Origin of the sequence: uncultured Parvibaculum sp., assembly GCF_963975745.1 — a bacterium.
In the GTDB taxonomy this organism is placed as follows: domain Bacteria; phylum Pseudomonadota; class Alphaproteobacteria; order Parvibaculales; family Parvibaculaceae; genus Parvibaculum.
Genome location: NZ_CAXBIB010000002.1, coordinates 24,253 through 49,455 on the forward strand (window position 1 = coordinate 24,253; position 25,203 = coordinate 49,455).

Sequence of the window (25,203 nt, forward strand, 5' to 3'; positions counted from 1 at the left end):
GTCACGCCCGCAGGGCGGGCCCGGCACATGCGAATGGCATGAACCGGGCATCGGCCTGCGGTCTTCCGGTTTCGGCCGCGACGGGGCAAGTGGGCCAGACGAAGAACCGGGGGAAAGATGCGTATCCAGCGTTGTTTCACTGTCGAAGGACAATCGCCCTACGAAGGCGTACCGTTCCGGACGACGGCCAGCGAAATCCGCAACCCCGACGGCTCGGTCGTCTTCCGCCTGCAGGACATTGCGGTGCCGGCCGAGTGGAGCCAGGTCGCCTGCGACGTGCTGGCCCAGAAATATTTCCGCAAGGCCGGCGTCCCGGCGGTGCTGAAGAAGGTGCCGGAAGACGGCATGCCCGAATTCCTCTGGCGTCATGTGCCTGACCAGGATGCGCTGGCCGCGCTGCGTCCGGAAGACCGCTTCGGCCCCGAGATGGATGCGCGCCAGGTGTTCGACCGGCTGGCCGGCGCCTGGACCTATTGGGGCTGGACGGGCCGCTATTTCGACGGCGAGGCCGATGCCCGTGCCTTTTTCGACGAACTGCGCTTCATGCTGGCGGCCCAGATTTGCGCGCCCAACTCGCCGCAATGGTTCAATACCGGCCTGCACTGGGCCTATGGCATCGATGGGCCCGCGCAGGGGCACTGGCGGACTGATCCCGAGACCGGCGTGACGGCGCCGACCCACAGCGCCTATGAATTTCCGCAGCCGCATGCCTGCTTCATCCAGAGCGTTGCCGACGATCTCGTCAACGAGAACGGCATCATGGATCTCTGGGTGCGCGAGGCGCGCCTGTTCAAATACGGCTCGGGCACGGGCTCCAATTTCTCGCATCTGCGTGGCGAGAATGAAGGCTTGTCGGGCGGCGGCAAGTCGTCGGGCCTGATGAGCTTCCTCAAGATCGGCGACCGGGCGGCCGGCGCGATCAAATCGGGCGGCACGACACGGCGCGCGGCCAAGATGGTCGTGGTCGATATCGACCATCCCGACATCGAGGCCTTTATCGACTGGAAGGTGACCGAGGAGCAGAAGGTGGCCGCGCTCGTCACCGGCTCGAAGATCAACCGCAAACATCTCAATGCGATCATGCGCGCCTGCCTCAATTGCGAGGCGGATGGCGATGCCTGTTTCGACCCGAAGAAGAACCCGGCGCTGAAGCGCGAGATCCTCGCTGCGCGGCGCGCGCATGTGCCGGAAAACTATGTGCAGCGGGTGATCCAGTTCGCGCGGCAGGGCTATGACGAGATCGACTTCCGGGTCTACGACACCGATTGGGATTCCGAAGCCTATCTGACCGTTTCGGGCCAGAACTCCAACAACACCGTCCGGGTCACCGACGATTTCCTGCGCGCTGTCGAAAACGACGCCGACTGGACGCTGACCAACCGCCTCAACGGCAATGCGGCAAAAACGCTGCCTGCGCGCCATCTCTGGGAGAAGGTCGGCCATGCCGCCTGGGCGAGCGCCGATCCCGGCATCCAGTTCCACACCACGATCAATGACTGGCACACCTGCCCTGCCAGCGGCGAGATACGCGCCAGCAATCCGTGTTCGGAATACATGTTCCTCGACGACACGGCCTGCAACCTCGCCTCGCTCAACCTGATGCAGTTCCGCGAGAGCAATGGGCGTTTCGATGTCGAGGCCTTCGAACATGCGGTCAAGCTCTGGACCATCGTGCTCGAGATTTCGGTGCTGATGGCGCAGTTCCCGAGCCGCGAGATCGCCGAACGCAGCTACCGCTTCCGCACGCTGGGTCTCGGCTTCGCCAATATCGGCGGGCTGCTGATGTCCAGCGGGCTGCCCTACGATTCCGATGCCGGCCGCGCGCTGGCGGGTGCCATCAGCGCCGTGATGACCGGCGTGGCCTATGCGACATCGGCGCAGATGGCCAGGGAACTGGGCCCCTTCCCGGCCTATGCCGAGAATGCCGATCACATGCTGCGCGTGATGCGCAATCACGCACGCGCCGCGCATGGCCTCACCTCGGGCTATGAGGCACTCAACGTCGCGCCGGTGCCGCTCGATGCGGCCAATTGCCCGCAAGCCGATCTGGTGGATCATGCGCGGGCGGCCTGGGATCTCGCCGTGGCCATGGGCGAGCGCAGCGGCTACCGCAACGCGCAGGCGACCGTCATCGCGCCAACGGGCACGATCGGCCTCGTCATGGATTGTGACACGACCGGCATCGAACCCGATTTCGCACTGGTCAAATTCAAGAAGCTGGCCGGCGGCGGCTATTTCAAGATCATCAACCGTGCCGTGCCGCAGGCGTTGCGTACGCTCGGCTATGACGACAGGGCGATCGCCACCATCGTCGACTACGCGGTCGGGCTCGGCACGCTGGCAGGCGCGCCCGGCATCAATCACGAGACGCTGCGCGCGCGCGGCTTCACCGACGCGAAGATCGAAGCCATCGAGGGCGCACTTGCAACCGCCTATGACATCCGTTTCGTCTTCAACAAGTGGCAGATCGGCGAAGACTTCTGCACCGAAGTGCTGGGCCTCGATGCCGAGGAGACCGACAATCTCGATTTCGACATGCTGGGCGCGCTCGGCTTCAGCAAGACCGAGATCGATGCCGCCAACATCCATGTCTGCGGGACCATGACGCTCGAAGGCGCGCCGGGCCTCAAGCCCGAGCATCTCGCCGTCTTCGACTGCGCCAGCCCGTGCGGCCGCACCGGTACGCGGTCGCTTTCGGTCGAAAGCCATATCCGCATGATGGCGGCCGCCCAGCCCTTCATTTCGGGTGCGATCTCCAAGACCATCAACATGCCGAACGGTGCCAGCGTCGAGGACTGCAAGGAGAGCTACATGCTGTCCTGGAAGCTGGCGCTGAAGGCCAACGCGCTCTACCGCGACGGCTCGAAACTGTCGCAACCCTTGAGCGCGCAGCTGATCGAGGATGAGGACGAAGACGAAGAGGCGGAGGAAAGCGCCGTCGAAATGCTGGTGGCACAGCCGGCGCAGGAGCGCGCCCGCATCGTTGCCGAGCGCGGCGTGACGCAGCTTATCGAGCAGGTCAAGGCGGCGGAGCAGCGGCGCGAAAAGCTGCCCGACCGGCGCAAGGGCTACACGCAGAAGGCGCTGGTCGGCGGCCACAAGGTCTACCTGCGGACCGGCGAATATGACGACGGCAAGATCGGCGAAATCTTCATCGACATGCACAAGGAGGGCGCGGCCTTCCGCTCGCTGATGAACAATTTCGCCATCGCGATTTCGCTGGGGCTCCAGTATGGCGTTCCGCTGGAGGAATATGTCGAGGCCTTCACCTTCACGCGCTTCGAGCCGGCGGGCATGGTGCAGGGCAACGACCGGATCAAGAACGCGACATCGATCCTCGACTATGTGTTCCGAGAACTCGCCGTCTCCTATCTCGGCCGCTCCGATCTCGGCCATGTCGACCCGAAGGAAATGGCCTTCGACGCGATGGGCGACGGCGCCGATGAAGGCAAGGCACCGGTTCCGGCCTCGGCCGTGGTCAGCCCCGGCTACACGCGCAATGCGCAGATGGGGAACCTCTATCTGGTGCGCGGCGGCGCCGCCGCGGCGGCACGTGCCGACGTTGCCGAAGCGGTCGCGGCGCCGGCCATGCGCGAGCAGACGGTTAAGGCCGAAGTGATGGCGGCCGGCGCGCTGATGCGCTCCGGATCCGAGAGCCTTGCCGTCGGCACGGTGGCGATGAGCGTCTCGGCGGGCGGCAATGCGTCGGGCGGCGGCATGTCTCGGGTCGCCGAAGCCCGCATGAAGGGCTATGAGGGCGAGGCCTGCAGCGAGTGTGGCAACTTCACGATGGTCCGGAACGGGACCTGCATGAAATGCGACACCTGCGGCGGGACCAGCGGGTGTAGCTGAAGGCTGAGGGCAGTAAGGACCTGCCCCGCACATTCGCCCGTCCCCAGGCCCCAATCAAACACGTCATGACCCGGCTTGTCCGGATCATGACTATGAAGAGTTGAGTGTCAGACTGAACGCTGACCCCCAGATAAACTTATCCCCCTCCACCAAACCGTCCCCATATTAGATCCATCTCGCTCCACCGAAGGGCGCGTCCGGACTGGCCCCGAATGCGTGGAGAGGGTGTCGCGGTCGTGCGGTTTGCGGTGCCATACCGCAAGCCCCGGGAGGCCCATAAGGGAGCCGGGCACTACGACCCGGGGACGCCGCCGCCGACAAAAGCGGATGGCGGTCCAGGAGGCTGGTGGGTCCATAAATCCGCGGCGCGCGGGGCGCGGGAACGAAGCCGCCCCCACATGTCACATGCACATGTACATGCAACATGTGCGGCCGAATTCGAAATGCGCCCCGCGCATCCTTCACGCCTGAAGGTCGCCCTGTCGTTGTGTGCCGACCCCCCGGAAGCATGGCTTCGCGGGGCTGCCAGTGCGTGGTGCCGCGCCGTTCCGTCGCATTCCGGTCAAAATCCGGCTCTAGATAGTCTGTCTGGCGAAGCGTAGGCTTTTTCGCCCGGATCATCCGGGCCATGGAGAGGAACGGACATGAAGACGATCGGAAGTTTCGTTTCGGCATTGTCGATCCTGGCCTGTTCGGTGTTTCTGGCCGCGCCGGCCATGGCGGCCGACGTCTACCAGACGCTGAAGGCCGATCCGCAGTTTTCGCTGCTCGCGCGGATGATCGAGGCCAATGACCTCAAGTTTCGCTACACGCAAGGCACGATCACGGTGTTCGCGCCGACCGACGCGGCACTTCTGGCCCAGCCGGGCGGCGTCGACGACATGCTGTCGGGCGAAAATCCCAGTGTGAAGGAGAATGCCCGCGCCCTGCTGCTCTACCAGATCGTGACAGGACGCCACACGCCTGAAACGCTGGCCGGAAAGGTCACCGAAGCGACGACCCTGCAACGCAGCAAGGTCCGCATCGACGGCACGCGCGAGCCGATCCGTTTTGGTGGCGAGTTCGGCGCCAATGTTGCGGGCGCGGCGATTTCGGCTTCGAACGGCAACATCGTGCCGGTCGACGCCCTGCCGATCCCGGTTTTCGACGAAACGACGCCGCCGCCGGTGCAGTAGCGGGCCGCGTTCAGACGTTGAAGTCGTTGGACAGCTGTTCCCTGATCTCGCGCGGTGTCAGTTCGGTATAATCCTTGGCCCGTTCGCCGATCAGGCGATCCCTGGTTTCGGGCGCCATGAAGCTTCGCAGATCGCCCAGCATTTCGGGCGGGGCGACGACGATCAGCTTGTCGAAGGCGCCGGCACGCGTCTTTTCGAGCAGCGTGTCGGCGACCGAACGGGCAAAATCGCGCTTTCCCTGCCGATGCGGGTCCGTCGGCGGTTCATAGGCCGAACGGCGGGCGCCGACACTTTCATGGACGCGGCCCGGCCGCTCCGTTCCCTGTTCGCGGGATGGGGGGTTGGGAACTGCCATGTCGGGCATTGCCGCGACAAGGTCTTCATTGCGCTTTTCGCTGGCCAGAAAGCGGGCTTTCTGGCCATCGGCGACGAGAATCCAGATCAGCGCAGGGCGCATGGCCTCCTCCTTTACAGGTGGATGCCGATCCTAACAGCAATGCGGTGGCAACGTCACCGCGGCCGATGGGCGCGCGCTCCTCAGCCTTCCTTCTTCTTTTCCAGCGGCGGCACCACGCGGATATGGAGCTCCTTGAGCTGCTTCGGCTCGACTTCGGAGGGCGCCTGCATCAGCAGGTCCTGCGCCTGCTGGTTCATCGGGAACATCGTCACTTCGCGCAGATTCTCGACGCCGGCCAGCAGCATCACCATGCGGTCGATGCCGGGCGCGAGGCCGCCATGCGGCGGCGCGCCATACTTGAAGGCGTTCAGCATGCCGCCGAACTTCGTTTCGACCACCGACTTCTCGTAACCGGCGATGCCGAAGGCCTTGTACATCACGTCCGGCTTGTGATTGCGGATGGCACCGGAGGAAAGCTCGACGCCGTTGCAGACGATGTCGTACTGGAAGGCCGTGATGCCGAGAATTTCGTCGGTATCGCCCTCGCCCAGCTCCAGGAATCTGTCGAGCGGATAGTTCGGCATCGAGAACGGGTTGTGCGAGAAATCGATCTTCTTCTCATCCTCGTTCCATTCGAACATCGGGAAGTCGACGATCCAGCAGAACTCGAAGACGCCTTCTTCCGTGAGACCCAGCTCGGCACCGACCCGCGTGCGCGCCGCGCCGGCAAAGCTCGTGAACTTCGCCGGCTGGCCTGCAACGAAGAAAACCGCGTCGCCCGCCTTCAGGCCGAGCTGGGTGCGGATCGCCTCGGTGCGTTCCGGGCCGATATTCTTTGCGACGGGGCCGGCGCCTTCGAGTGCCCCACCCTCTTCACGGAAGAAGATGTAGCCAAGGCCCGGCTGGCCCTCGCCTTGCGCCCAGGCGTTCATGCGGTCGCAGAAGGCGCGGTTGCCGCCGGTCGGCGCCGGAATCGCCCAGACCTCGACTTTCGGGTCTTTTTCGATCAGACCGGCAAAGACCTTGAAACCCGAGCCGCGGAAATGATCGGTGACCGACTGCATCTCGATCGGATTGCGCAGGTCCGGTTTATCGGAGCCGTATTTGCGCATTGCATCGGCATAGGGAATGCGCACGAAGGGATACGGCGAGACCTTGCGGCCATTCGCGAATTTTTCGAACAGCCCGTGCAGCACCGGTTCGATCGCCGAGAAGACCTCGTCCTGATCGACGAAACTCATCTCGACGTCGAGCTGGTAGAACTCGCCGGGTGAACGGTCGGCGCGGGCGTCCTCGTCGCGGAAGCAGGGCGCGATCTGGAAATAGCGGTCGAAACCCGCCACCATGATCAATTGCTTGAACTGCTGCGGTGCCTGCGGCAGCGCGTAGAACCTGCCGGGATGCATGCGCGACGGCACCAGAAAGTCGCGTGCGCCTTCCGGGCTCGATGCCGTCAGGATCGGCGTCTGGAATTCGTTGAAGCCCGCTTCCGTCATGCGGCGGCGGATATCGGCGATGATCTGCGAACGAAGCAGAATGTTCTTGTGCAGCGTCTCGCGCCTGAGATCGAGGAAGCGATAGGTCAGACGGATGTCTTCGGGATAGTCCGGTTCGCCGAAGACCGGCAGCGGCAGGTCCTGGGCTTCCGACAGCACTTCCATCGAGGCGACCGCGATTTCGATTTCGCCGGTCGGCAGGTTCGGATTGACGGTTTCGGCGGTTCGGGCGACGACCGCACCCTCGATCATGATGACGAATTCGGAACGGACCTTTTCGGCCAGCGCGAAGGCCTCCGCGCGGTCGGGGTCGAAGACCAGCTGGGTCAGCCCGTCATTGTCGCGCAGGTCGATGAACAGCAGCCCGCCATGGTCGCGCTTGCGGTGGACCCAGCCTGAAAGGCGGACGGTCTCGCCGACATGCGATTTGCGAATCTCGCCACAGCGGTGGCTGCGAAAACGGGTCATGGTGTAAAGCCTTGAGATTCCTGCACGAATCGGCGGGAAGTATACATATTGTTATCCAGTCGGAGGCGAAAAGCGCATGGATCGGCGGGACTTGTCAAGGGTTGGCCAGATGCCACGGGCCCCGCGACAGCGGCCGCCGGATCGGCTATAGAGCGGCGCATGGAAATCATCACGACGAATGAGGCCCTGAGGGCCGTTTGCAGCCGGCTCTCCAAGGCGGGCTTTGTCACGGTCGATACCGAATTCATGCGGGATTCGACCTTCTGGCCGATCCTGTGCCTGATCCAGCTTGCCGGGCCGGAAGACGAGGTCATTGTCGACCCGCTGGCGCCCGATATCGACCTTGCCCCCTTCTACGCGCTGATGCGCAACCCGAAGGTCGTGAAGGTCTTTCACGCGGCGCGGCAGGACATCGAGATCTTCTATCACGAGGGCGACACCATTCCCGATCCGCTGTTCGATACCCAGGTCGCGGCGATGGTTTGCGGCTTCGGCGATTCGGTCGGCTACGAGACGCTGGTCAAGCGGCTGGCCGGCGGCGAGGTCGACAAGTCGTCCCGCTTCACCGACTGGTCGCGCCGGCCGCTGAGCGAGAAGCAGCTCAACTATGCCATCAAGGACGTCACCTATCTCCGGACGATCTACGAGGTTCTGGCCAAGCGCCTGACACAGACCAAGCGGGCGCGTTGGGTGGCCGAGGAAATGTCGGTGCTGCAGAACCCAGAAACCTATGCGATGCGACCCGAAAACGCCTGGAAGCGCGTCAAGGGACGGTTCCGGGGCACGCGCGGCCTGGCAGTTCTGGTCGAAGTGGCAGCATGGCGCGAGCGTCAGGCGCAGGAGCGCGACATGCCGCGTTCGCGGATCATGAAGGACGACGCGCTGGCCGAGATCGCCACGCAGATTCCGCGCTCGCTGTCCGATCTCGACGGGCTGCGGGCCGTGCCCAAGGGCTTTTCCAACAGCCGCTCGGCAGCGAGCCTGATGGAAGCGATCGAGCGCGGCCTTGCCATGAAGGAAGAGGATATTCCGGTGGTCGAGGGACCGGAGCCCTTGCCGCCCGGCATCGGGCCTCTGGTCGAACTCCTCAAGGTCCTGCTCAAGATCAAGTGCGAGGAGCATGACGTGGCGCAGAAGCTCGTCGCCAATGTGGCCGATCTCGAACGCATTGCGGCGCATGCCGAACCGGATGTACCGGCCCTGAAAGGCTGGCGGCGCGAACTCTTCGGCGAAGACGCACTGCGCCTCAAGCGCGGCGAGCTGGCCATTGGCGCCAACGGCCGAAAGATCCTGCTGATCGAGACCGGGAAGCGATAGGGCGCCGTCCTGCGGGCGTTCACTTTCCGATACGGATATCGCCCTTGCGGCCAATGGCCCTGGCCAGCGTTCCCAGGCGCTTGGCGACGATCTCGCCGATCAGCGGTTCGTGGCGTCGGGGCACGGCGAGCGTCAGCGTGGTTTTGCCGGCTTCAAGCTTCGTTTTCGGCAGCATGCCCATGGTCGCGCCCGACAGCGTGAAGGCCAGACGCAGCGCAAGGCCCAGCACCAGTGCACGCTCGTGTTCACGCTCGCCGATCAACCCCGTGACATTGCCCAGCATCTGGGGCTCGCCCCGACCCTCGTGACGGTGGTAGCCGACGCGGGCGAGGAACAGGCGTCCGGCGTGGTCGATGCCAGAGAAGGGCGCCAGCAGAATCTGCATCATCGCGTGGTGGGCGCGGTAGTCCGGATGCACATACCAGCCGATATCGGCCAGGATGCAGGCCGCACGGCGCAGGCGCATCTCCTCAGCCGTTTCGCCGAGTACTGCTTCATCAAAGAGCGGGGTCGTCCATTTGAAGAACTCGCTGCCATGCTGCGGAAAGCGCGCGAGGCGCCCCGCAAGATCGCGGCAGCCGGCAATCAGCGGGTCCTTCGCCTGCTCCTTCCTGTCGAGCCGGTCGAAGAGAATGCCTTCGCGCAGACCATAGGCCGAAATCACCACTTCCCTGGCCTTCGTGGCGGCAATCAGCTTGTCGAGAACAAGTGCGCCGAAAGGCAATGCCTCGATCCGGCGCTCCGAGACATCAGGTATCTGGGCCAGCGATTTGGGACCCAGCTTCTCGATCAGGCGGGCAATGTCGGCCGCGTCGCGGCCCGGAATCACATATTGATGGAGAACATGGATCGGGTAGTCGCGATGCGACATGTGGATGCGGGCAAGATTTCGCCAGACGCCACCAACGGCATAGAAGCGCTTGCCAGGTACATCCTTCAGCCATTCATGCTCCCCCAGCGCCCGGTCGACGATGGCCTCCGCCTCGGCGAGGCTGCCATGGGCAAGATCGATCAGGCGGAGAGGACCGATGGGCAGCGTGGCGCCGGGGCCGGTCCTGCCGCCGGCAACGGGCACCAGTTCGAGGCTGCCACCACCGAGATCGCCGACAAGGCCCTCAGCCTCGGGAATACCCGAGAGGACGCCCTGGGCCGAGAGGCGCGCCTCATCCTGTCCGGAAAGGAGGTCGATTGGAAAACCGCATATCTTTTCGGCGCGAACGAGAAAATCCGGTCCGTCTTCGGCATCGCGCACCGCCGCCGTTGCGGCGGCGACCAGCGTCGGTACGCCGATCTGCTCGCGCAGTGCCATGAAACGCCGCAAAGCATCGAGCGCCCGTTCGATGCCCTTGGGGTCGAGCTTGCCGGTCGACCCCAGCGAACGGCCGAGACCCGCCATCACCTTTTCGTTGAAGACGATCACCGGATTGCGCTCGGCGCCCGCATAGACGACGAGCCGCACAGAATTCGAACCGATGTCGACAATGCCGAACCGGCCGCCGGGCTTTCCGCGGCTCAATGCATATCCTCCGCCGTTTGACGCCGGAAGTTAGCGCTCGGCGGTCTTGATGTCGAATTTCGGTGGAAGGTTCTTCTTGAGAGATGTGCCACGCCCGGAAAGGCTCGCATTATTCATGAAATAGGTATGGGCGTTGAACGGCTCTTCGCCCGACTGCATGGCGATTCGCTGATAGCGACCGTCCGGCCCCAAGGCGTAACTCTGCTGATTGTCCTTGAGGTTCGCAACCATGATCTGATCCATGACCTGATCGTGAACCGTGGGATTGAGAATCGGCACCAGCACCTCGACGCGGCGGTCGAGATTGCGCGGCATCCAGTCGGCCGATGCAATGTAGACCTTGGCCTTGTCGTTAGGCAGTCCGTAGCCGTTGCCGAAACAGACAATGCGCGAATGCTCGAGGAACCGGCCGATTATGCTCTTGACTCGGATGTTTTCCGACAGGCCCGGCACGCCGGGGCGCAGGCAGCAAATGCCGCGCACCACCAGTTCGATCCTGACGCCGGCCTGGCTTGCCCGGTAGAGCATGTCGATGATCTGGGGATCGACCAGCGAATTGAGCTTGGCCCAGATGACCCCGGGACGGCCCGCCCGGGCATGGGCGATCTCGGCCTCGATGTCGGCGACCAGGCGCGCGCGCATGTTGATCGGCGACACTGCCAGCAGCTGCAATTCCTTGGGCTCGGCATAGCCGGTGATGTAGTTGAAGACCTGTGCAGCGTCATGGGCCAGACGCGGGTCGCAGGTAAACATAGAGCAGTCGGTATAGATCTTCGCGGTGACCGGATGGTAGTTGCCGGTGCCGAAATGAACATAGGAGCGCAGCGCTCCACCTTCGCGCCGGGCGACCAGTGAAATCTTGGCGTGGGTCTTCAACTCGATGAAACCGAAAACAACCTGCACGCCGGCACGTTCCAGGTTGCGCGCCCAGACGATGTTGGCCGCCTCGTCAAAACGGGCCTTCAACTCGACCAGCGCCGTCACCGACTTGCCGGCTTCGGCCGCCTCGATCAGCGCCTGCACGATCGGACTGTCCTTCGATGTGCGATAGAGCGTCTGCTTGATCGCGACCACGTCCGGATCGGCAGCGGCCTGCCGGATGAACTGCACGACGACGTCGAATGATTCATAGGGATGGTGGACAATGATGTCCTTGGAGCGGATGGCAGCGAAACAATCGCCGCCATGGTCGCGGATCCGTTCCGGGAAACGCGCATTGTAGGGCGTGAATTTGAGATCGGGACGATCGTCGACGATCAACTGGCTCGTCTGGGCGAGACCCAGCAGTCCGTCGACCGTCACCAGTTCGCGTTCGGTCACACCCAGTTCGCTGACGACGAGGTCGCGCAGCGAAGCCGGCGTGCGGGCCTCGATCTTCAGCCGGATGACGCTGCCGCGGCGGCGGCGCTTCAGGGCGCTTTCGAAGAAGCGCACCAGATCTTCGGCTTCTTCCTCGATTTCGATATCGCTATCGCGCAGCAAGCGAAACGCGCCCTGCCCGATCACCGTATAGCCGGGGAAAAGTCGATCGAGGAACAGACCGATCATGTTTTCGAGGCTGATGAAGCGGATGGCGTTATCCCCGTCCCATGCGGGCAGGCGTATAAAACGCTCGACCTGCGTCGGAACCGGCAGCATGGCGTCCATCAGCTTGCCGTCCGCCGTGCGCCGCAATTGCATCGCCACGGCAAAACCGAGATTGGGAATGAAGGGGAACGGATGGGCCGGATCGATCGCCAGCGGCGTCAGGACCGGGAAGACCTGCTCCAGAAAGCGGGTTTCGAGCCAGGAGAACTCGTCGGGGGTCACTTCCTGGGGCTCGATGACGGCAATGCCCGCCTCGCGCATCTCGCGGCGCAGGCCGTCCCATTGCTTCTGCTGCTCGCCCATCAACTCATTGGCCATTGCGTTGATGCGATCGAGCTGCTGCGCCGGCGTGCAGCCGTCCTGGCTCAGCGTCTCCACGCCGGCACTGACCTGGCCGCGCAGTCCGGCGACGCGCACCATGAAGAACTCGTCAAGGTTCGAAGCCGAGATCGAAAGGAAGCGCAGACGTTCGAGCAGCGGGTGGTTGGTGTTCTGCGCCTCTTCGAGAACGCGCATGTTGAAGGCCAGCCAGGAGAGCTCGCGATTGATGAAGCGCTCAGGATTGTCCATGCCGATCGCGGGCGCGGCGGCAGACGCGGTCATCTCTATTGCGGCCTCGGCATTGGGCGGCGTGGTCATCGTGCGGCTTTCAAAGTCGGAGGGGTTAAGCCGTTGCTATCGCTCAAGATTATGACAAACCTATGACGGATTCGTTGCAGGCGCCGGTTAATCGGACTTTGCCAGGGCCCGCCATACCGCCCGGCCTGTCTCGTCCATCAGTTTCCGGCGCTGACGTGTCGGGACGGGCAATTCCAGAATACGCTGAAACGAGCCGTGAATCAGCCCTGCCATCACCTCGAGAGGTAGATCGGCGACCGTGCCCGTTTTCACCCAATCCCGCAGCACGGCCTCGGAGCGGCGGTCAAGTTCCTCACGCAAGGCCAGGCTTTCGGCGTCATAGGCATGGCCGATCGGATTCCGCTCGTTATAGAGGGCCATGTCGCGATGCTTTTCGGCGAAGGCGCAGAGTCGCTCCCAATAGACGCGGAACTGCGTTTCCGGCGGTTCGCCTTCCGGCCAGATGTCGAGCGTCGCTGCAGCCCAGGCGCGCTTGCAGCGGCGGAAAACGGCATTGCCCAGCGCCTCCTTGCTCGGGAAGCGTTGGTAGAGCGTACCGAGGCCAACACTGGCCCGTGCGGCCACTTCCGGCACTGCGACGCTCGCATAGCCCTCGGCCGCGAAGAGTTCGATGGCGGCAGCGAGGATTCGTTCCTCGGGATCCGGACGGGGCGGCTTCGAGGGGGTTCTTTTCAGCATGGAACTCGCAAACGGGGTTGACAGCGCGGCGAACTGCAATAATGATCATTATTACAGTAATGATCATTATTCGCAAATGGAAGAGCTGCCGATATGGGCACGACGCTGCCGAAGCTTTTTGTTGCCGCACTTGTCCTTCTTCATGCTGGCTTGCTGGTCTGGGCGCTGATGGGCTTCGCCGAGTGGTTCTGTCTCGACGTGCCCTGGCCGCATGTCGCCAATCCGCTGTTTCCGCACGGTGTCCTCCTCGCCCACTGGACATCCGTGCTGCTGACGGCGGCGCTCTTTCTCGGCGGTCTCACGCTCCGCTGGCCGGCGACACCGAGCGCAGTCGCCTGCGGATATGCTGCCATGGCAACCGTCTGCCTGATCGAGACGACCACCTACCTCGTTCACGACACGCGCTGGCTCGCAATGGGACTCGAATATGCGGCTTATATCGGCATAGGCTCTTTCCTGTTTCGCTCGGCCTGGGCGCAGGCGCATTTCAGCAGCGGGACGGGCATCACTGGATAATCCTTGTACGAAGTAAATAGAGGAAGCGAAACCAGAGGGAGGAGACAGAATCAAAACCGGCATAGCGTTGATCTTCCAGAACCCGGAAGGAAGCGGCCGCAACGACCGCGAGGTCTATACGAAGGAGCTGGCGCTCGGCGCGATGGCGGAACCGCTCGGCTTCCAGTCGCTATGGAGCGTCGAGCATCACTTCACGGACTACACGATGTGCCCGAACGTCACTCAGTTCCTGTCCTATTTCGCAGGCCGCACCAAGGACATCGAGCTTGGCTCGGCCGTCATCGTTCTGCCCTGGCACGATCCGATGCGGGTCGCGGAAGAAGTGGCGATGCTCGACCATATGTCGAACGGGCGCATGATCCTCGGCATCGGGCGCGGCCTCGGACGGATCGAATTCGAGGGCTACCGCCTCGACATGAACCAGAGCCGCGGCGCCTTTGTCGAATATGCGCAGATGCTCCTCGAAGGGCTGGAGCAAGGCTATTGCGAGATGGACGGCGAACACATCAAGCAACCGCGCCGCGACATCCGCCCGCGCCCGTTCAAATCGTTCCGTGGGCGTTCCTATGCCGCAGCCGTCAGCCCGGAGTCCGTCGAGATCATGGCGAAACTCGGCGTCGGCATTCTGGTGATCCCGCAAAAGCCGTGGGAAGAACTGATCCCCGAACTTGACAGCTACCGCGCCAAGTATCTGCAATATACCGGCACCGAGGCGCCACCGACATTGCAGTTCGGCTGGGTCTATTGCCACGAGGACGAACAGGCCGCCTATGAAGGCGCGTTCAAATATATCGGCGCCTATTATGACTCGGTACTGAAGCACTACGAGCTGCGCGCCGACCACATGAAGAACCTCAAGGGCTACGAGTACTACGCCAAGATGCAGCAGGGCATTCGCGAAGCTGGCGAGGACGCGGCGATCAAATTCTTCCTCGATCTGCAGATCTGGGGCACACCCGAGCAGTGCTATCGGAAAATCGCAGAGACCTCAGCGCGGATTCATTCCGACCACTTCACCGGCGTCTTCTCCTATTCGGGGATGCCTTGGGACGATGCCGAACGCAACATGAAGCTCTTCGCGAGCAAGGTGATGCCTGAACTGCAGAGGCTTCCGCCGGTCCAGCAGCGCGTCAAGGCAGCGGCCGAATAAAGGCCGAAGGGAACCGCATCATGGGACGGGTTGAGGGCAAGGTTGCCATCGTTACGGGGGGCGCCTCGGGCATCGGTGAGGCTAGCGCGAAAGTGCTGGCGCGCGAGGGGGCGTCGGTCATCGTCAGCGACATCGACAAGGAAGGCGGCGCGCGGGTCGCAAAGGAAATCGGGGATGTGGGCGGCAAAGCCCGCTTCCTCGAACACGATGTCGCCTCGGAAACATGCTGGGCCGAGGTCGTGGCGACTACCGTCGCTGCGTTCGGCGGACTCCACGTTCTCGTCAACAATGCCGGCATCGGCGTCGGCGGCTTGTGCGAGACCTTCTCGCTCGAAGACTGGCGGCGGCAGACGGCGATCAATCTCGACGGCGTCTTTCTCGGCACCAAACATGCGATCCCGGCGATGCGGGCGTCGGGCGGCGGTTCCATCGTCATCATGTCGTCGGGAGCGGGCCTGACCGGAGCTCCAGGCATGTCGGGCTATTGCGCGACCAAAGGCGCGGTACGCCTGTTTGCAAAGGCCGTGGCGCTTGAGATGGCACAGCTCGGCGATGCGATCCGCGTCAACTCAGTGCATCCCGGCGTCATCGACACGCCGATCTGAACCAAGGTGACGCCCGAGACCCGCGCCGTCTTCGGCGCCGCCGCACAGGGCAATGCCGTCGATCCGGCGCTGCTGGCAGCGGCGATGGCGCCACTCGGCAAGGCCGGCGTGCCGGAGGATATTGCGATGGGAGTTCTCTTCCTGGCGTCGGATGAGTCTCGCTACATGACCGGCGCCGAACTCGTCATCGACGGCGGCGCGACGGCAGGCTGATCAGATATCCATCTCCCCCTGCCCTGCCAGGACTTCGGCGGCGAGCGGCACCGTGATCGGCCGCTTGCCCGAGAGCGAGGCGCGGTCAATCGCTGCCACTACGTCGCGAGCGGCGGCAACCGAGCGTTCAATGCGCGCCGCGATGTAGGTGATCAGCATTTCGGGCACGCGCAACTGGCGGTCGTCGAACAGCTTGACGAGAATGCCGGAGAGAAGCGCGTCGTCGGGCGGCCCCAGCGCCGCATGCGGCAATGCTCTCAGCCGCGAGGCGAGATCGGGCAGACGGACCGCAAGATGACCCGGCGCCTCGCGGGACGTCAGCAACAGGAAGGCGCCGTCCTGCGCGGTCAGATTGAGTAGATGGAAAAGCGCGCGTTCGGTGGCGTCAGACATCTCACCGAGATTCTCGACGATCAGAGCGCCACCGGCGATCAACGCCGGAATCTCGGCCGTTTCAAGTGCCGGCGCCTCCATCCGCTGCGCCTGCGCTTTTTTGCGCCAGACTTCGGCCAGATGGGTTTTGCCACTGCCGGGTGGACCCGAGAGCAGCACCGCAGAGCCACTCCATGCCGGCCATGAATCGATCAGCGCCACTGCGGCCACATTGGAGCGCGCGACCAGAAAATCCTCGCGGCCGAAGGCAGGACGGTGGCCGAGTTCGAAAACCAGTTGCCGCGCCATTCAGCTTTCCGGCCCGGTGCCGGATCCCAGATAGAGCTGGCTTGCCCTGTAACGTGCAATGCCGAAGCGTGTCAGCACACCCAGTGCGGCGGCAATGGGCAAGGCCAGCAACGCGCCGGCGAAGCCGAACAGGGCTGCGAAGGCAAAGATGGCAAACATGACCCATACGGGATGGAGACCGACCCGGTTGCCCACGAGTTTCGGTGAGAGGAAATTCCCTTCGATGAACTGGCCAACCGCAAACACCGCGACGACCAGGCCGATCGACACATAGTCCGGCCAGAACTGAAACAGCGCCAGTGCCACGCCAACCACAAAGCCAACGATGGTACCAAGGTAGGGAATGAAGCTGATAATGCCGGCGATAATCCCGACCGCAAGGCCAAAGCGCAGCCCCACGAGCGACAATCCGACTGCATAGATGACGCCGAGCACGAGGCAGACGATCACCTGCCCGCGCACGAAGCCCGCGAGCACCGCATTGATGTCCCGGGCGAGCTGGCGGATCGTCTCGGCATGGTCTCGCGGCAGCAAGCCGTCAATGCGCTCGACCATGCGGTCCCAGTCAAGCAGCAGGTAAAAGGCGACGACCGGCGTCACGACAATCAGCGAAATCAGACCGACGAACTGCAGACCTTGCGAACCAAGGGATGGAAGAAGATCGACGAGCCACTTCACCGAATTGCCGACGCTGTCCGAAATTGCCTTCTCGACATCCGGTGCGCGCGCGCCAAGGAGTTCGGCCAGGCGCCCGTCGCCCAGTTCCAGAAGGTATGTCTGACCGCGCTGAATCACGCCCGGCATGATATCCAGCAACGCCATCGACTGATTGTAGACAACCGGCAACAACAGGATCATCGCCACGACGGTGAAGACGAGAAAAAATATCGTGATCAAGGCCGTGGCGAGCAAGCGCGACAGACCGTAGCGTTCGAGGCGATCGGCCAGCGGATCGAGAAGATAGGCAATTGCCATACCAGCAACGAAGGGCAACAGGATGCCCTTCAGCAGCCACAATCCGAGCACGAAGAGGCCAATCACAAGAGCCCAGACCACAAACTGGCGCTGAATGGTCATTGCGACGCGTCCAAAGCTTGGCCCGAGATTATCATGGCGCGACGCTGAGGCGCCAGGCCGGCATGATAGCGGCACCTGGCGCCGTTCCAATGTTCGTTTCCATCACCATGGGGTCGACCGCAGCCGCAGCAACATTCGACAGGCTGACGTTGCGCTGTGCCAGCGTCAGCGTCAGCAAGTCAACGCCTCCCTTGTAGGAAATTCGCAGTTCCGCACCATCCGAAGAGATGCCCATGACTTCCAGACCCTGTACCAGCGGCGCGGTGGTCAGGCTGTTGCGAATCCGCTCCCATTCTTCAAGACTGGCGTAGCTTGCTGAAGCCGTGAGTATCTGAAGCGATGCATCGCGGACGATGATCTGCCTTTTCCATTGCAGAGCAAGCGCTTCCAGCATGGCGCGCGCGGCGTCGCGCATTTGCGTTGCCTCATCCGCGCCTGCGTCGAAACTCTGTCGGAGCGTTGCTGCCGGCGCCGGCCCGCCGCGATGCGCCAGCGTCACATTAAGGCGATCTCCCATCAGCGTCGCCTGTGCGACCATCACCTCGGCCGCACCATAGTTTGCCGCCAGGCCTGCCAGTGCCGTCTGTGACGTTTCGTCGTCGGAAATCGCCAGATCGGCCGGCACGGAATTGATTTCGGCGATATCGCCCAGCGGCAGAACCAGCGGGGTCATCGCATTACCCAGATCCAGCGAGGCCCATGCATCGCGCCAGGGATTGCCATCATCCCAGAGGACCAGGTGTCCGTCGCGCCGCAGCACCGGCAGCAGCACTGCCGGCCGGGCTTGCGTCTCGCCGAAGGGCACACTGGCGCCGCGCAACAGACGACGCACAGCTTCCGGCTGGAAGCTGACAATCAATTCCGCGATATAGCGCGTTGCGCTGCCTCTTTCGTTGGCAACCTGAAAGCCGCGCACGGCACTCTGGGCCGTCGCCTCGTCGACGTCCGGCAGGGAACCCCAGTCCTCGGCCAATGTCAGCTTCTTCATCACCTCGATCAGCGCAAGGCGCTGGCCTTCGGCCTGCGCCGCAGCACGTGCGGCGGTGGCGCTGTCGGCCGTGCGATCAACGGCGATGCCCTGCACGGTGAAAATGTCGCTGGCCGATGCCGACGCCGCCAGACCCGCCAGTATCGCGAGGGCGAGGCCCGGCGCGCGCAAAACTCCGATCACAGAAATCATCGATAGGCCCTTGATCCGTCACGATTTTCAGCGCCAGCGTGGCGCGACTTGCCGGACACTATATCACCGTCACCGGCAAGCGACGAAAGGCCTTCCGGATTTTTAGCCTTTCTCTTGCACCCGGAGACGATTTCGGGTGATTTGTGCCCCTCTTTCCCGCATTCGAGTCCCGGAAACCGCAACGATGGCCGCCACCCCCCCGAAGGACCGCCCCAACCGCTATACCTATGCAGAGGCGGGCGTGGACATCGACGCCGGCAACGAGTTGGTCAGGGCCATCGGTCCGCTGGCCGCCTCGACCCGGCGCACCGGCTCCGACGCGGCGCTGGGGGGCTTCGGCGGGCTTTTCGATCTTGCGGCTTGTGGCTTCAAGGACCCGGTGCTGGTGGCGGCCAATGACGGTGTGGGGACCAAGCTCAAGGTCGCCATTGACGCCAATATCCACGACACGGTCGGCATCGACCTTGTCGCCATGTCGGTCAACGACCTCATCGTGCAGGGCGCCGAACCGCTTTTCTTCCTCGACTACTATGCGACCGGCAAGCTCCATGTCGATGTGGCCCGCGAAGTGGTGGCCGGAATCGCCGAAGGCTGCCGCCAGGCCGGCTGCGCGCTGATCGGCGGCGAAACGGCCGAGATGCCTGGCATGTATGCCAAGGGCGATTATGATCTTGCGGGCTTTGCTGTCGGCGCGGTCGAACGAGACCAGATCCTGCCGCGCGGCGATGTTGCGCCCGGCGACATTCTGCTTGGCCTTTCCTCATCCGGCTTCCATTCCAACGGCTATTCGCTGGTGCGCCGGATCGTGGAGGATCAACGGCTTTCCTATTCCGCACCCTTCCCGCATGGCGACGGGGTGAGCATTGGCGAAGCGTTGCTCGCCCCGACACGCATTTACGTGAAGGCGATGCTTCGCGCCATCCGCGAGACCGGCGCCGTGAAGGCAATGGCGCATATCACCGGCGGCGGCTTCGTGGAGAACATTCCGCGCGTGCTGCCAGACGGCGTCTCGGTCGAGATCGACGGCGCATCGTGGAAAATGCCACCCGTCTTCCGCTGGCTGATGGAGCTTGGCGGGATCGACGATGCGGAAATGGGCCGCACCTTCAATTGCGGCATCGGCATGGTGGTGGTCGTCGCCGGGAAAGATGCAGAGAAGGTCGCTACCGTTCTTGCCGATGCCGGCGAGACAGTGCAGCGCATCGGCCGCCTCACCGAGGCGGCCGCAGGCGCGCCGCGCGTCGCCGTCAAAGGCGCATTGGGCTCCAGGCCGTGAAGATCGGCGTCCTCATTTCGGGCCGCGGCTCCAACCTCAAGGCATTGATCGAAGCCTGCGCCGAACCCGGCTTTCGCGGGCGGATCGCTATCGTCATTTCAAACCGACCGAATGCCGCGGGTCTCGCACTTGCCGCGGCGGCCGGCATTCCGACTCTTGTCATCGACCACAAGGATTTCGCCAGCCGAGAGACTTTCGATGCCGAACTCGACCGGGCGCTGCGCGAGACGGGTGTCGAGCTGATATGCAATGCGGGCTTCATGCGCATTCTCTCCGATGGCTTTGTCGAGAAATGGCGCAACAGGCAGATCAACATCCACCCCTCTCTGCTCCCTGCCTTCAAGGGCTTGCATGTGCATCGGCGAGCGCTCGATGCCGGTGTCCGGATCACCGGCTGCACCGTGCATTTTGTGCGGCCGGAAATGGACGAAGGCCCGATTATCGCGCAGGCCGCCGTGCCGGTGCTACCGGACGACACACCGGAGACGCTGGCCGCGCGCGTGCTCGAAGCCGAACACAAGCTCTACCCGATGGCGCTGAAGCTCGTGGTCGAGGGCCGCGCCCGCGTGGTCGGCGAGCATGTGGTGCTGAGCGACGCGGATGGAGGGAATGTTCCGGCGGCACTGTTTATGCCCTCGCCCAGATAAGAAGCCCCGCCGTTTCCAGCGGGGCTTTCCAAACTCTGCGACCGATCAAATCAGCCGACGATTTCTTCGTCCTTGAAGAAATACTTGATCTCTTCGGCGGCGGTTTCCGGCGCATCCGAGCCGTGGACCGAATTCGCCTCGATCGATTCCGCAAAGTCCTTGCGAATCGTGCCGGGGGCGGCATTCTCAGGGTTGGTCGCGCCCATCACTTCGCGGTTCTTGACAATTGCGTTCTCGCCTTCGAGCACCTGCACGACGACCGGGCCCGAGGTCATGAACTTGACCAGATCGTTGAAGAAGGGGCGCTCCTTATGGACCGCATAGAAGCCTTCGGCCTGAGCCTTGGTCATGTGGATGCGCTTGGAGGCCACCACGCGGAGGCCGGCACTTTCGAAGCGGTCGATGATCTTGCCGGTGAGGTTACGCCGGGTCGCGTCCGGCTTGATGATCGAGAAGGTCCGTTCGAGGGCCATGCGTCAACATCCTGTATCTGAAGGGGTGAAGATTTGGCGCGGTTTATAGCCGGGGTTGGTGACGCGGGCAACCGGGGGTGCTAAAAGCCCGCTCATCATGCTCCATATCAACGATCTGACCTTCCGAATGGAGGGGCGCCTGCTCCTCGACCATGTCACGGCGGCCATCCCGCCGGGCCAGCGGACCGGCTTTGTCGGCCGCAATGGCACGGGCAAGTCCACGCTTCTGAAGCTCATCACCGGCGAGTACGGGCCGGAGACCGGGAGCATCTCTTTCCCGAAGAGCTGGCGTATTGGCATGGTCCGGCAGGAAGTGCTGGCGGGTCCGACCTCCCTGCTCGACACGGTGCTGACGGCCGATGCCGAACGCGCCTCGTTGCTGGCCGAGGCCGACACCGCCACCGATCCGCACCGCATCGCCGAGATCCACACGCGGCTCGCCGACATGGGGGCCCATGCGGCCCCGGCGCGCGCCGCCACGATCCTTTCCGGCCTGGGCTTCGACGAAGCGGCCCAAGCTCGGCCCTGCTCCGACTTCTCAGGCGGCTGGCGCATGCGCGTAGCGCTGGCGGCCGTGCTCTTTTCAGAGCCCGACCTGCTGCTGCTCGACGAACCCACCAACTATCTCGATCTCGAAGGCACGATCTGGCTCGAGGACTATCTGCGCTCCTATCCCTATACCGTCCTGATCGTCAGCCATGACCGCGATCTTCTGAACAATGTGGCGCAGAACATTCTTCATCTCGAACACAAGAAGCTCAGCGTCTATAGCGGCAACTACGACCGCTTCGACCGCACGCGGCGCGAAAAGCTGATGCTGCAACTGTCGATGAAGAAGAAGCAGGAGGATGCGCGCCGGCACATGGAGAGCTTCATCGAGCGCTTCAAGGCGAAGGCGTCCAAAGCCCGGCAGGCCCAGAGCCGCATGAAGGCGCTCGCAAAAATGGAACCCATCGCCGACATCATGAGCGAACGTGTTCTCCCCTTCCACTTCCCGGCACCTGAAAAGCCTCTCGCCTCACCGATCATCCGGCTTGAGCATGCGAGCGTCGGTTATGAGCCCGACAAGCCGGTGCTGAAGAATCTCGACCTTCGCATCGACCAGGATGACCGGATTGCGCTGCTCGGCGCCAATGGCAATGGCAAATCGACCTTTGCCAAACTGCTCTGCGACCGGCTGCGCGTTTCGGCCGGCCACAAATATGCCTCGAAGAAGCTGCGCATCGCCTATTTCGCGCAGCATCAGCTCGACGAACTCAATATGGGCGACACGCCCTACGAGCATTTCCGCGAATTGATGCCGGACGCGACGATCGCCCAGGTGCGCGCGCGGGCGGGCTCATACGGCTTCGGTGCCGACAAGGCGGATACAAGGGTCGAAAAGCTGTCCGGCGGCGAGAAGGCACGACTGCTCTTTGCCATCGCGACCTTCCACAAACCGCACATGATCATTCTCGACGAGCCCACCAACCATCTCGATGTCGATAGCCGCGAGGCGCTCGTCATGGCAATCAACGAGTATGACGGCGCCTTCATCCTGATTTCGCATGATCGGCATCTGGTCGAGACCTGCGCCGACCGGCTGTGGCTGGTCGCCGACGGCACGGTCGCGCCCTATGACGGCGATCTCGACGATTACCGCAAATGGCTGCTGGATCCGGCGCGGCGTATCAAGCCACTGGTTGCCGAAGATGACACCGAAGTGTCGGCGCCCGCACCGCGTCCCTCCAACGACAAGCGCGAAGCAAGGCGGCTTGCCGCGCAGAAGCGCGAGCAGATGGCACCGCTGAAGAAGAAGGCCCAGGCGGCCGAGCAGGAAATACAACGCATTCAGAAGATCATCGATGCACTTGATGCGAAGCTTGCCGACCCCAGGGTCGCCGGCGATCCGGCCGCCATGTCCGCAACCGCAAAGGAGCGCGCGGAGGCGCTCAGAGCGCGGGCGCGGGCCGAAGAGTTGTGGCTTGAAGCGAGCGCCACTTATGAAGAGGCAATGGCCGCCGGCTAGCTAACGATCAATCGCCAACGGCCTGCCTTCGGCGTCCTTGCCGGGCAACAGGCCAAGCAGCGCCATGACGGTCGGATGGATGTCGACCATATCGATGCGGCCGAGGCGCTTGCCGCTGGCGACCCCCGCACCCCACGCATAGAAGATTCCGTGCATCTGCGGAACGGTTTCCGGATCGTATCCATGTGCAGCACGCTGGACCCCGATGGGTGGCGTGAAAATTTCCGGCCACAACTGTGTAACGCCCAGCAGGCGGGCATAGTCAGGAAAGACCTCCGGCCCCTCGATCCAGTGCGGCGGCTTTGCCACGATCATCAGGTCGCCGGCGCGTGGGCCGTTGCCCAACCGGGCATAGGCCGGGTGCATGCCCGTGCGGAAAACATCGAACGCCGCACCGTATGCCGCAAGCGCTTTCTCGACGCGGGCTGCACTTTCGTCTTCGTCGAGATAGATATAGGCGCTCGCGCCGGATGCCGCGACGCGCCCCCTTATCTCATGCTTGTTGATGATGCGGGCAATGTTGATCAACGGACCGACATCCATCATTCCGTGATCGGTACCGACAATCAGTGTCGCCTCGCGATCCCGCGGCAGCGCACCGATCGCTTCCATCAGCTTTCCGACAAGCATATCGCTTCGATTGGCGGCCGCCAGCGTCTCCTCCGAGCGCGTGCCATAGCGGTGCGCCGCGTTGTCCGGCCCGGTAAAATAAAGGGCGATCAAACGCGGCCTATCGCTGCCGCGCATCGACAACAATTCGATTGCGCGTTCGGCGACCTGGTCGTCGGTCATGTGCTGCCTCGGGCGATTGGCATAGGTCGCAAGCTTTCCCGTCGTTCCCGAAGCGCGACCTGCGATCTGGAGCGCCGCCGAAACGACGCCCTGACGTTCCGCGGCCTCCCACATGGTTTCACAGCCCGTGCGCCAGTCGGCATCGTAGTTGTGGTCGAAGCGTCCCAGCGTCGGGTCATAGAAGACATTCGAGAGAATGCCGTGCCGGGCCGGCCAGCATCCGGTGGTAAAACTCGTGTGATTGGTCAGGGACACCGATGGAAAGACAGGTGCAAGCCGGTGCGACCACGTGCCCTCCACACGCATTCTGTCGAGATTCGGTGTGTTTGCGGCCTTGACCATCGACGGCGCAAACCCGTCGAACAGCACGACAATGACAGTCCTGTCGATATCGGTTGCGGAGGCTGGCGCACAATACAGCGCAAGGCTCGCCAGAATCGCGGCGAAAAATCTGTTTGTCCGGCGAACCATGGCACCTCCGCACCGGGTCGGATCTGTTCTACTCGACGGAAAACCCCCGCGCCAGAATCCCGGCCTCCAGCAGCCCATCGACAATACCGCCATCATGGCCCGGCACGATGGCAATGTCCGGCTCGGCCAAATGCAACTCATGCAATGCCGCCAATTGACCGAATACCGCCGTACGGTCCTCATTGAGAAAAAAGCGGGTCACGAGCCGCGCCCGTTCGCGCAACACCTCGATATTGCGGTAGTGCCAGGCCACGTCCCCGATGAGCAGCAACTCCTGCCCGTTCGCCTTCTGCACATAGACCATCTGGCTACCGGGCGTGTGGCCGGGCGCCTTGATCAAGGCAACACCCGGCGCCACCACCTTGAACTGCTCGTACTCAAGCGGCTGATAGTCATCAAGCGCTCCCTCAGGGAAACGCGCCGGCAGGCTCCGCTCCGGATGTTCGACCTGCTCGCGCGTCAAGGCCGTCGAGGGCAGCAACGCCACCAGATCCGGGTGCACGGTCAGACCACCAATATGGTCCATGTGTTCATGCGTTATGAGGATCAGTGATGCCGACGTCATCGCCGACATCATGCGGGTATAGGCCTCCGCATCAAAGGTCACGAGATTGCCACCACCAAGTTCCTCATTCAGCGCCGTATCAACGATGATGCTCCTGTCGGGATAGGCGAGACGGAAGGAATAGACCGGCATGTCGCGCAGCGCCCAGCCGTCGCCCGCGACAATCGCGGTTGCCGGAAACTGAAATGAGCCGACATGCTCAACTTCGACCGTTGCCGGCTTGTCGCCAGGCACGGCGGCGATAGCGCGGCGCACCTGATTGATGTCAAACGCAAATTCGGCATCGGAGGGCATCCGGCTCTCGACAACCAGCCAGTAATAGGCCGCGCCCCCGACAACAGCAAGAACACCGATTGATATCAGTGTACGGCGTACCCAGATCGGCATGACGTCCCCTCTCTCGCTCTCTGCGCATGCTGCGCAC

Annotated in this window: 19 protein-coding genes and 1 pseudogene; 9 read left to right on the forward strand and 11 right to left on the reverse strand. The window is 63.1% G+C overall.

Annotation, left to right across the window (positions count from 1 at the left end; all coding sequences use genetic code 11):
- Nucleotides 1-117 precede the first annotated feature (117 nt).
- A complete protein-coding gene (locus AAC071_RS01800; RefSeq protein ID WP_339829322.1) occupies nt 118-3,852 on the forward strand; it encodes a vitamin B12-dependent ribonucleotide reductase in 3,735 nt (1,244 codons plus the stop codon).
- A gap of 644 nt (nt 3,853-4,496) precedes the next feature.
- The gene (locus tag AAC071_RS01805; protein WP_339829324.1) at nt 4,497-5,027 is read left to right on the forward strand and encodes a fasciclin domain-containing protein; all 531 of its coding nucleotides are present in this window, start codon (nt 4,497-4,499) and stop codon (nt 5,025-5,027) included.
- A 10-nt stretch (nt 5,028-5,037) separates the two neighbouring features.
- Here the strand turns inward: AAC071_RS01805 and AAC071_RS01810 are convergent, their stop codons facing one another.
- Together AAC071_RS01810 and aspS are read right to left on the reverse strand one after the other, a co-directional pair.
- The gene (locus AAC071_RS01810) at nt 5,038-5,484 is read right to left on the reverse strand and encodes a host attachment protein (RefSeq protein WP_339829326.1); all 447 of its coding nucleotides are present in this window, start codon (nt 5,482-5,484) and stop codon (nt 5,038-5,040) included.
- An 80-nt stretch (nt 5,485-5,564) separates the two neighbouring features.
- Complete coding sequence (aspS, locus tag AAC071_RS01815; protein WP_339829328.1) at nt 5,565-7,388, reverse strand: aspartate--tRNA ligase; 1,824 nt, start codon at nt 7,386-7,388, stop codon at nt 5,565-5,567.
- Between the two features lie 159 nt (nt 7,389-7,547).
- Here aspS and rnd point away from each other — a divergent pair, with 159 nt between their 5' ends.
- Nucleotides 7,548-8,705 (forward strand): ribonuclease D, encoded by a 1,158-nt coding sequence (gene rnd, locus AAC071_RS01820; RefSeq protein ID WP_339829331.1) that lies wholly within the window; start codon nt 7,548-7,550, stop codon nt 8,703-8,705.
- Between the two features lie 19 nt (nt 8,706-8,724).
- Here the strand turns inward: rnd and AAC071_RS01825 are convergent, their stop codons facing one another.
- The 3 genes from AAC071_RS01825 to AAC071_RS01835 form a co-directional block, all read right to left on the reverse strand.
- A complete protein-coding gene (locus AAC071_RS01825; protein ID WP_339829333.1) occupies nt 8,725-10,221 on the reverse strand; it encodes a Ppx/GppA family phosphatase in 1,497 nt (498 codons plus the stop codon).
- Between the two features lie 30 nt (nt 10,222-10,251).
- Nucleotides 10,252-12,411, reverse strand: a complete 2,160-nt coding sequence (locus AAC071_RS01830; protein ID WP_339829841.1) for an RNA degradosome polyphosphate kinase — start codon at nt 12,409-12,411, stop codon at nt 10,252-10,254.
- Nucleotides 12,412-12,534: 123 nt separating this feature from the next.
- Nucleotides 12,535-13,125 carry a TetR/AcrR family transcriptional regulator gene (locus tag AAC071_RS01835; protein WP_339829335.1) on the reverse strand — a complete coding sequence of 197 codons (591 nt, stop codon included), beginning with the start codon at nt 13,123-13,125 and terminating at the stop codon, nt 12,535-12,537.
- Nucleotides 13,126-13,218: 93 nt separating this feature from the next.
- On the opposite strand from AAC071_RS01835, the gene AAC071_RS01840 reads away from it, so the two are divergent.
- The 3 genes and pseudogenes from AAC071_RS01840 (at nt 13,219) to AAC071_RS01850 (ending at nt 15,609) form a co-directional block, all read left to right on the forward strand.
- A complete protein-coding gene (locus AAC071_RS01840; protein ID WP_339829337.1) occupies nt 13,219-13,641 on the forward strand; it encodes a hypothetical protein in 423 nt (140 codons plus the stop codon).
- 67 nt (nt 13,642-13,708) lie between these two features.
- The gene (locus AAC071_RS01845; protein WP_339829339.1) at nt 13,709-14,791 is read left to right on the forward strand and encodes an LLM class flavin-dependent oxidoreductase; all 1,083 of its coding nucleotides are present in this window, start codon (nt 13,709-13,711) and stop codon (nt 14,789-14,791) included.
- Between the two features lie 17 nt (nt 14,792-14,808).
- Nucleotides 14,809-15,609: pseudogene (locus AAC071_RS01850) on the forward strand (glucose 1-dehydrogenase).
- Here AAC071_RS01850 and AAC071_RS01855 read toward each other — a convergent pair.
- Genes AAC071_RS01855 through AAC071_RS01865 form a run of 3 tightly spaced genes read right to left on the reverse strand, consistent with a single transcriptional unit; the run spans nt 15,610 to nt 18,547 of the window.
- Nucleotides 15,610-16,290, reverse strand: a complete 681-nt coding sequence (locus AAC071_RS01855; RefSeq protein ID WP_339829341.1) for a DnaA/Hda family protein — start codon at nt 16,288-16,290, stop codon at nt 15,610-15,612. It lies immediately after the preceding pseudogene.
- Entirely contained in the window at nt 16,291-17,367 is a 1,077-nt protein-coding gene (locus AAC071_RS01860; RefSeq protein ID WP_339829344.1) for an AI-2E family transporter, read from the reverse strand. It lies immediately after the preceding gene.
- Nucleotides 17,368-17,398: 31 nt separating this feature from the next.
- The gene (locus AAC071_RS01865; RefSeq protein WP_339829346.1) at nt 17,399-18,547 is read right to left on the reverse strand and encodes a DUF2066 domain-containing protein; all 1,149 of its coding nucleotides are present in this window, start codon (nt 18,545-18,547) and stop codon (nt 17,399-17,401) included.
- Nucleotides 18,548-18,731: 184 nt separating this feature from the next.
- Here AAC071_RS01865 and purM point away from each other — a divergent pair, with 184 nt between their 5' ends.
- On the forward strand, nt 18,732-19,823 hold the full coding sequence (gene purM / locus AAC071_RS01870) for a phosphoribosylformylglycinamidine cyclo-ligase (RefSeq protein WP_339829348.1): 1,092 nt from the start codon (nt 18,732-18,734) through the stop codon (nt 19,821-19,823).
- On the forward strand, nt 19,820-20,470 hold the full coding sequence (gene purN, locus AAC071_RS01875) for a phosphoribosylglycinamide formyltransferase (protein WP_339829350.1): 651 nt from the start codon (nt 19,820-19,822) through the stop codon (nt 20,468-20,470). Before purM ends, purN begins: the two co-directional genes overlap by 4 nt.
- A gap of 50 nt (nt 20,471-20,520) precedes the next feature.
- Here the strand turns inward: purN and ndk are convergent, their stop codons facing one another.
- A complete protein-coding gene (gene ndk, locus AAC071_RS01880) occupies nt 20,521-20,943 on the reverse strand; it encodes a nucleoside-diphosphate kinase (protein ID WP_339829352.1) in 423 nt (140 codons plus the stop codon).
- Nucleotides 20,944-21,040: 97 nt separating this feature from the next.
- On the opposite strand from ndk, the gene AAC071_RS01885 reads away from it, so the two are divergent.
- Entirely contained in the window at nt 21,041-22,951 is a 1,911-nt protein-coding gene (locus AAC071_RS01885) for an ABC-F family ATP-binding cassette domain-containing protein (RefSeq protein WP_339829354.1), read from the forward strand.
- Here the strand turns inward: AAC071_RS01885 and AAC071_RS01890 are convergent, their stop codons facing one another.
- Together AAC071_RS01890 and AAC071_RS01895 are read right to left on the reverse strand one after the other, a co-directional pair.
- A complete protein-coding gene (locus AAC071_RS01890) occupies nt 22,952-24,214 on the reverse strand; it encodes an ectonucleotide pyrophosphatase/phosphodiesterase (RefSeq protein WP_339829356.1) in 1,263 nt (420 codons plus the stop codon). It lies immediately after the preceding gene.
- Nucleotides 24,215-24,242: 28 nt separating this feature from the next.
- The gene (locus tag AAC071_RS01895) at nt 24,243-25,166 is read right to left on the reverse strand and encodes an MBL fold metallo-hydrolase (RefSeq protein WP_339829358.1); all 924 of its coding nucleotides are present in this window, start codon (nt 25,164-25,166) and stop codon (nt 24,243-24,245) included.
- Nucleotides 25,167-25,203: the final 37 nt, after the last annotated feature.

Excerpts from the sequence above, each read along its gene's own strand:
- AAC071_RS01800 (WP_339829322.1), top strand. The coding sequence starts at position 118 with ATGCGTATCCAGCGTTGTTTCACTGTCGAAGGACAATCGCCCTACGAA.
- AAC071_RS01805 (WP_339829324.1), top strand. The coding sequence starts at position 4,497 with ATGAAGACGATCGGAAGTTTCGTTTCGGCATTGTCGATCCTGGCCTGT.
- AAC071_RS01810 (WP_339829326.1), bottom strand. The coding sequence starts at position 5,484 with ATGCGCCCTGCGCTGATCTGGATTCTCGTCGCCGATGGCCAGAAAGCC.
- aspS (WP_339829328.1), bottom strand. The coding sequence starts at position 7,388 with ATGACCCGTTTTCGCAGCCACCGCTGTGGCGAGATTCGCAAATCGCAT.
- rnd (WP_339829331.1), top strand. The coding sequence starts at position 7,548 with ATGGAAATCATCACGACGAATGAGGCCCTGAGGGCCGTTTGCAGCCGG.
- AAC071_RS01830 (WP_339829841.1), bottom strand. The coding sequence starts at position 12,411 with ATGACCGCGTCTGCCGCCGCGCCCGCGATCGGCATGGACAATCCTGAG.
- AAC071_RS01835 (WP_339829335.1), bottom strand. The coding sequence starts at position 13,125 with ATGCTGAAAAGAACCCCCTCGAAGCCGCCCCGTCCGGATCCCGAGGAA.
- AAC071_RS01840 (WP_339829337.1), top strand. The coding sequence starts at position 13,219 with ATGGGCACGACGCTGCCGAAGCTTTTTGTTGCCGCACTTGTCCTTCTT.
- AAC071_RS01855 (WP_339829341.1), bottom strand. The coding sequence starts at position 16,290 with ATGGCGCGGCAACTGGTTTTCGAACTCGGCCACCGTCCTGCCTTCGGC.
- AAC071_RS01860 (WP_339829344.1), bottom strand. The coding sequence starts at position 17,367 with ATGACCATTCAGCGCCAGTTTGTGGTCTGGGCTCTTGTGATTGGCCTC.
- AAC071_RS01865 (WP_339829346.1), bottom strand. The coding sequence starts at position 18,547 with ATGATTTCTGTGATCGGAGTTTTGCGCGCGCCGGGCCTCGCCCTCGCG.
- purM (WP_339829348.1), top strand. The coding sequence starts at position 18,732 with ATGGCCGCCACCCCCCCGAAGGACCGCCCCAACCGCTATACCTATGCA.
- ndk (WP_339829352.1), bottom strand. The coding sequence starts at position 20,943 with ATGGCCCTCGAACGGACCTTCTCGATCATCAAGCCGGACGCGACCCGG.
- AAC071_RS01885 (WP_339829354.1), top strand. The coding sequence starts at position 21,041 with ATGCTCCATATCAACGATCTGACCTTCCGAATGGAGGGGCGCCTGCTC.
- AAC071_RS01890 (WP_339829356.1), bottom strand. The coding sequence starts at position 24,214 with ATGGTTCGCCGGACAAACAGATTTTTCGCCGCGATTCTGGCGAGCCTT.
- AAC071_RS01895 (WP_339829358.1), bottom strand. The coding sequence starts at position 25,166 with ATGCCGATCTGGGTACGCCGTACACTGATATCAATCGGTGTTCTTGCT.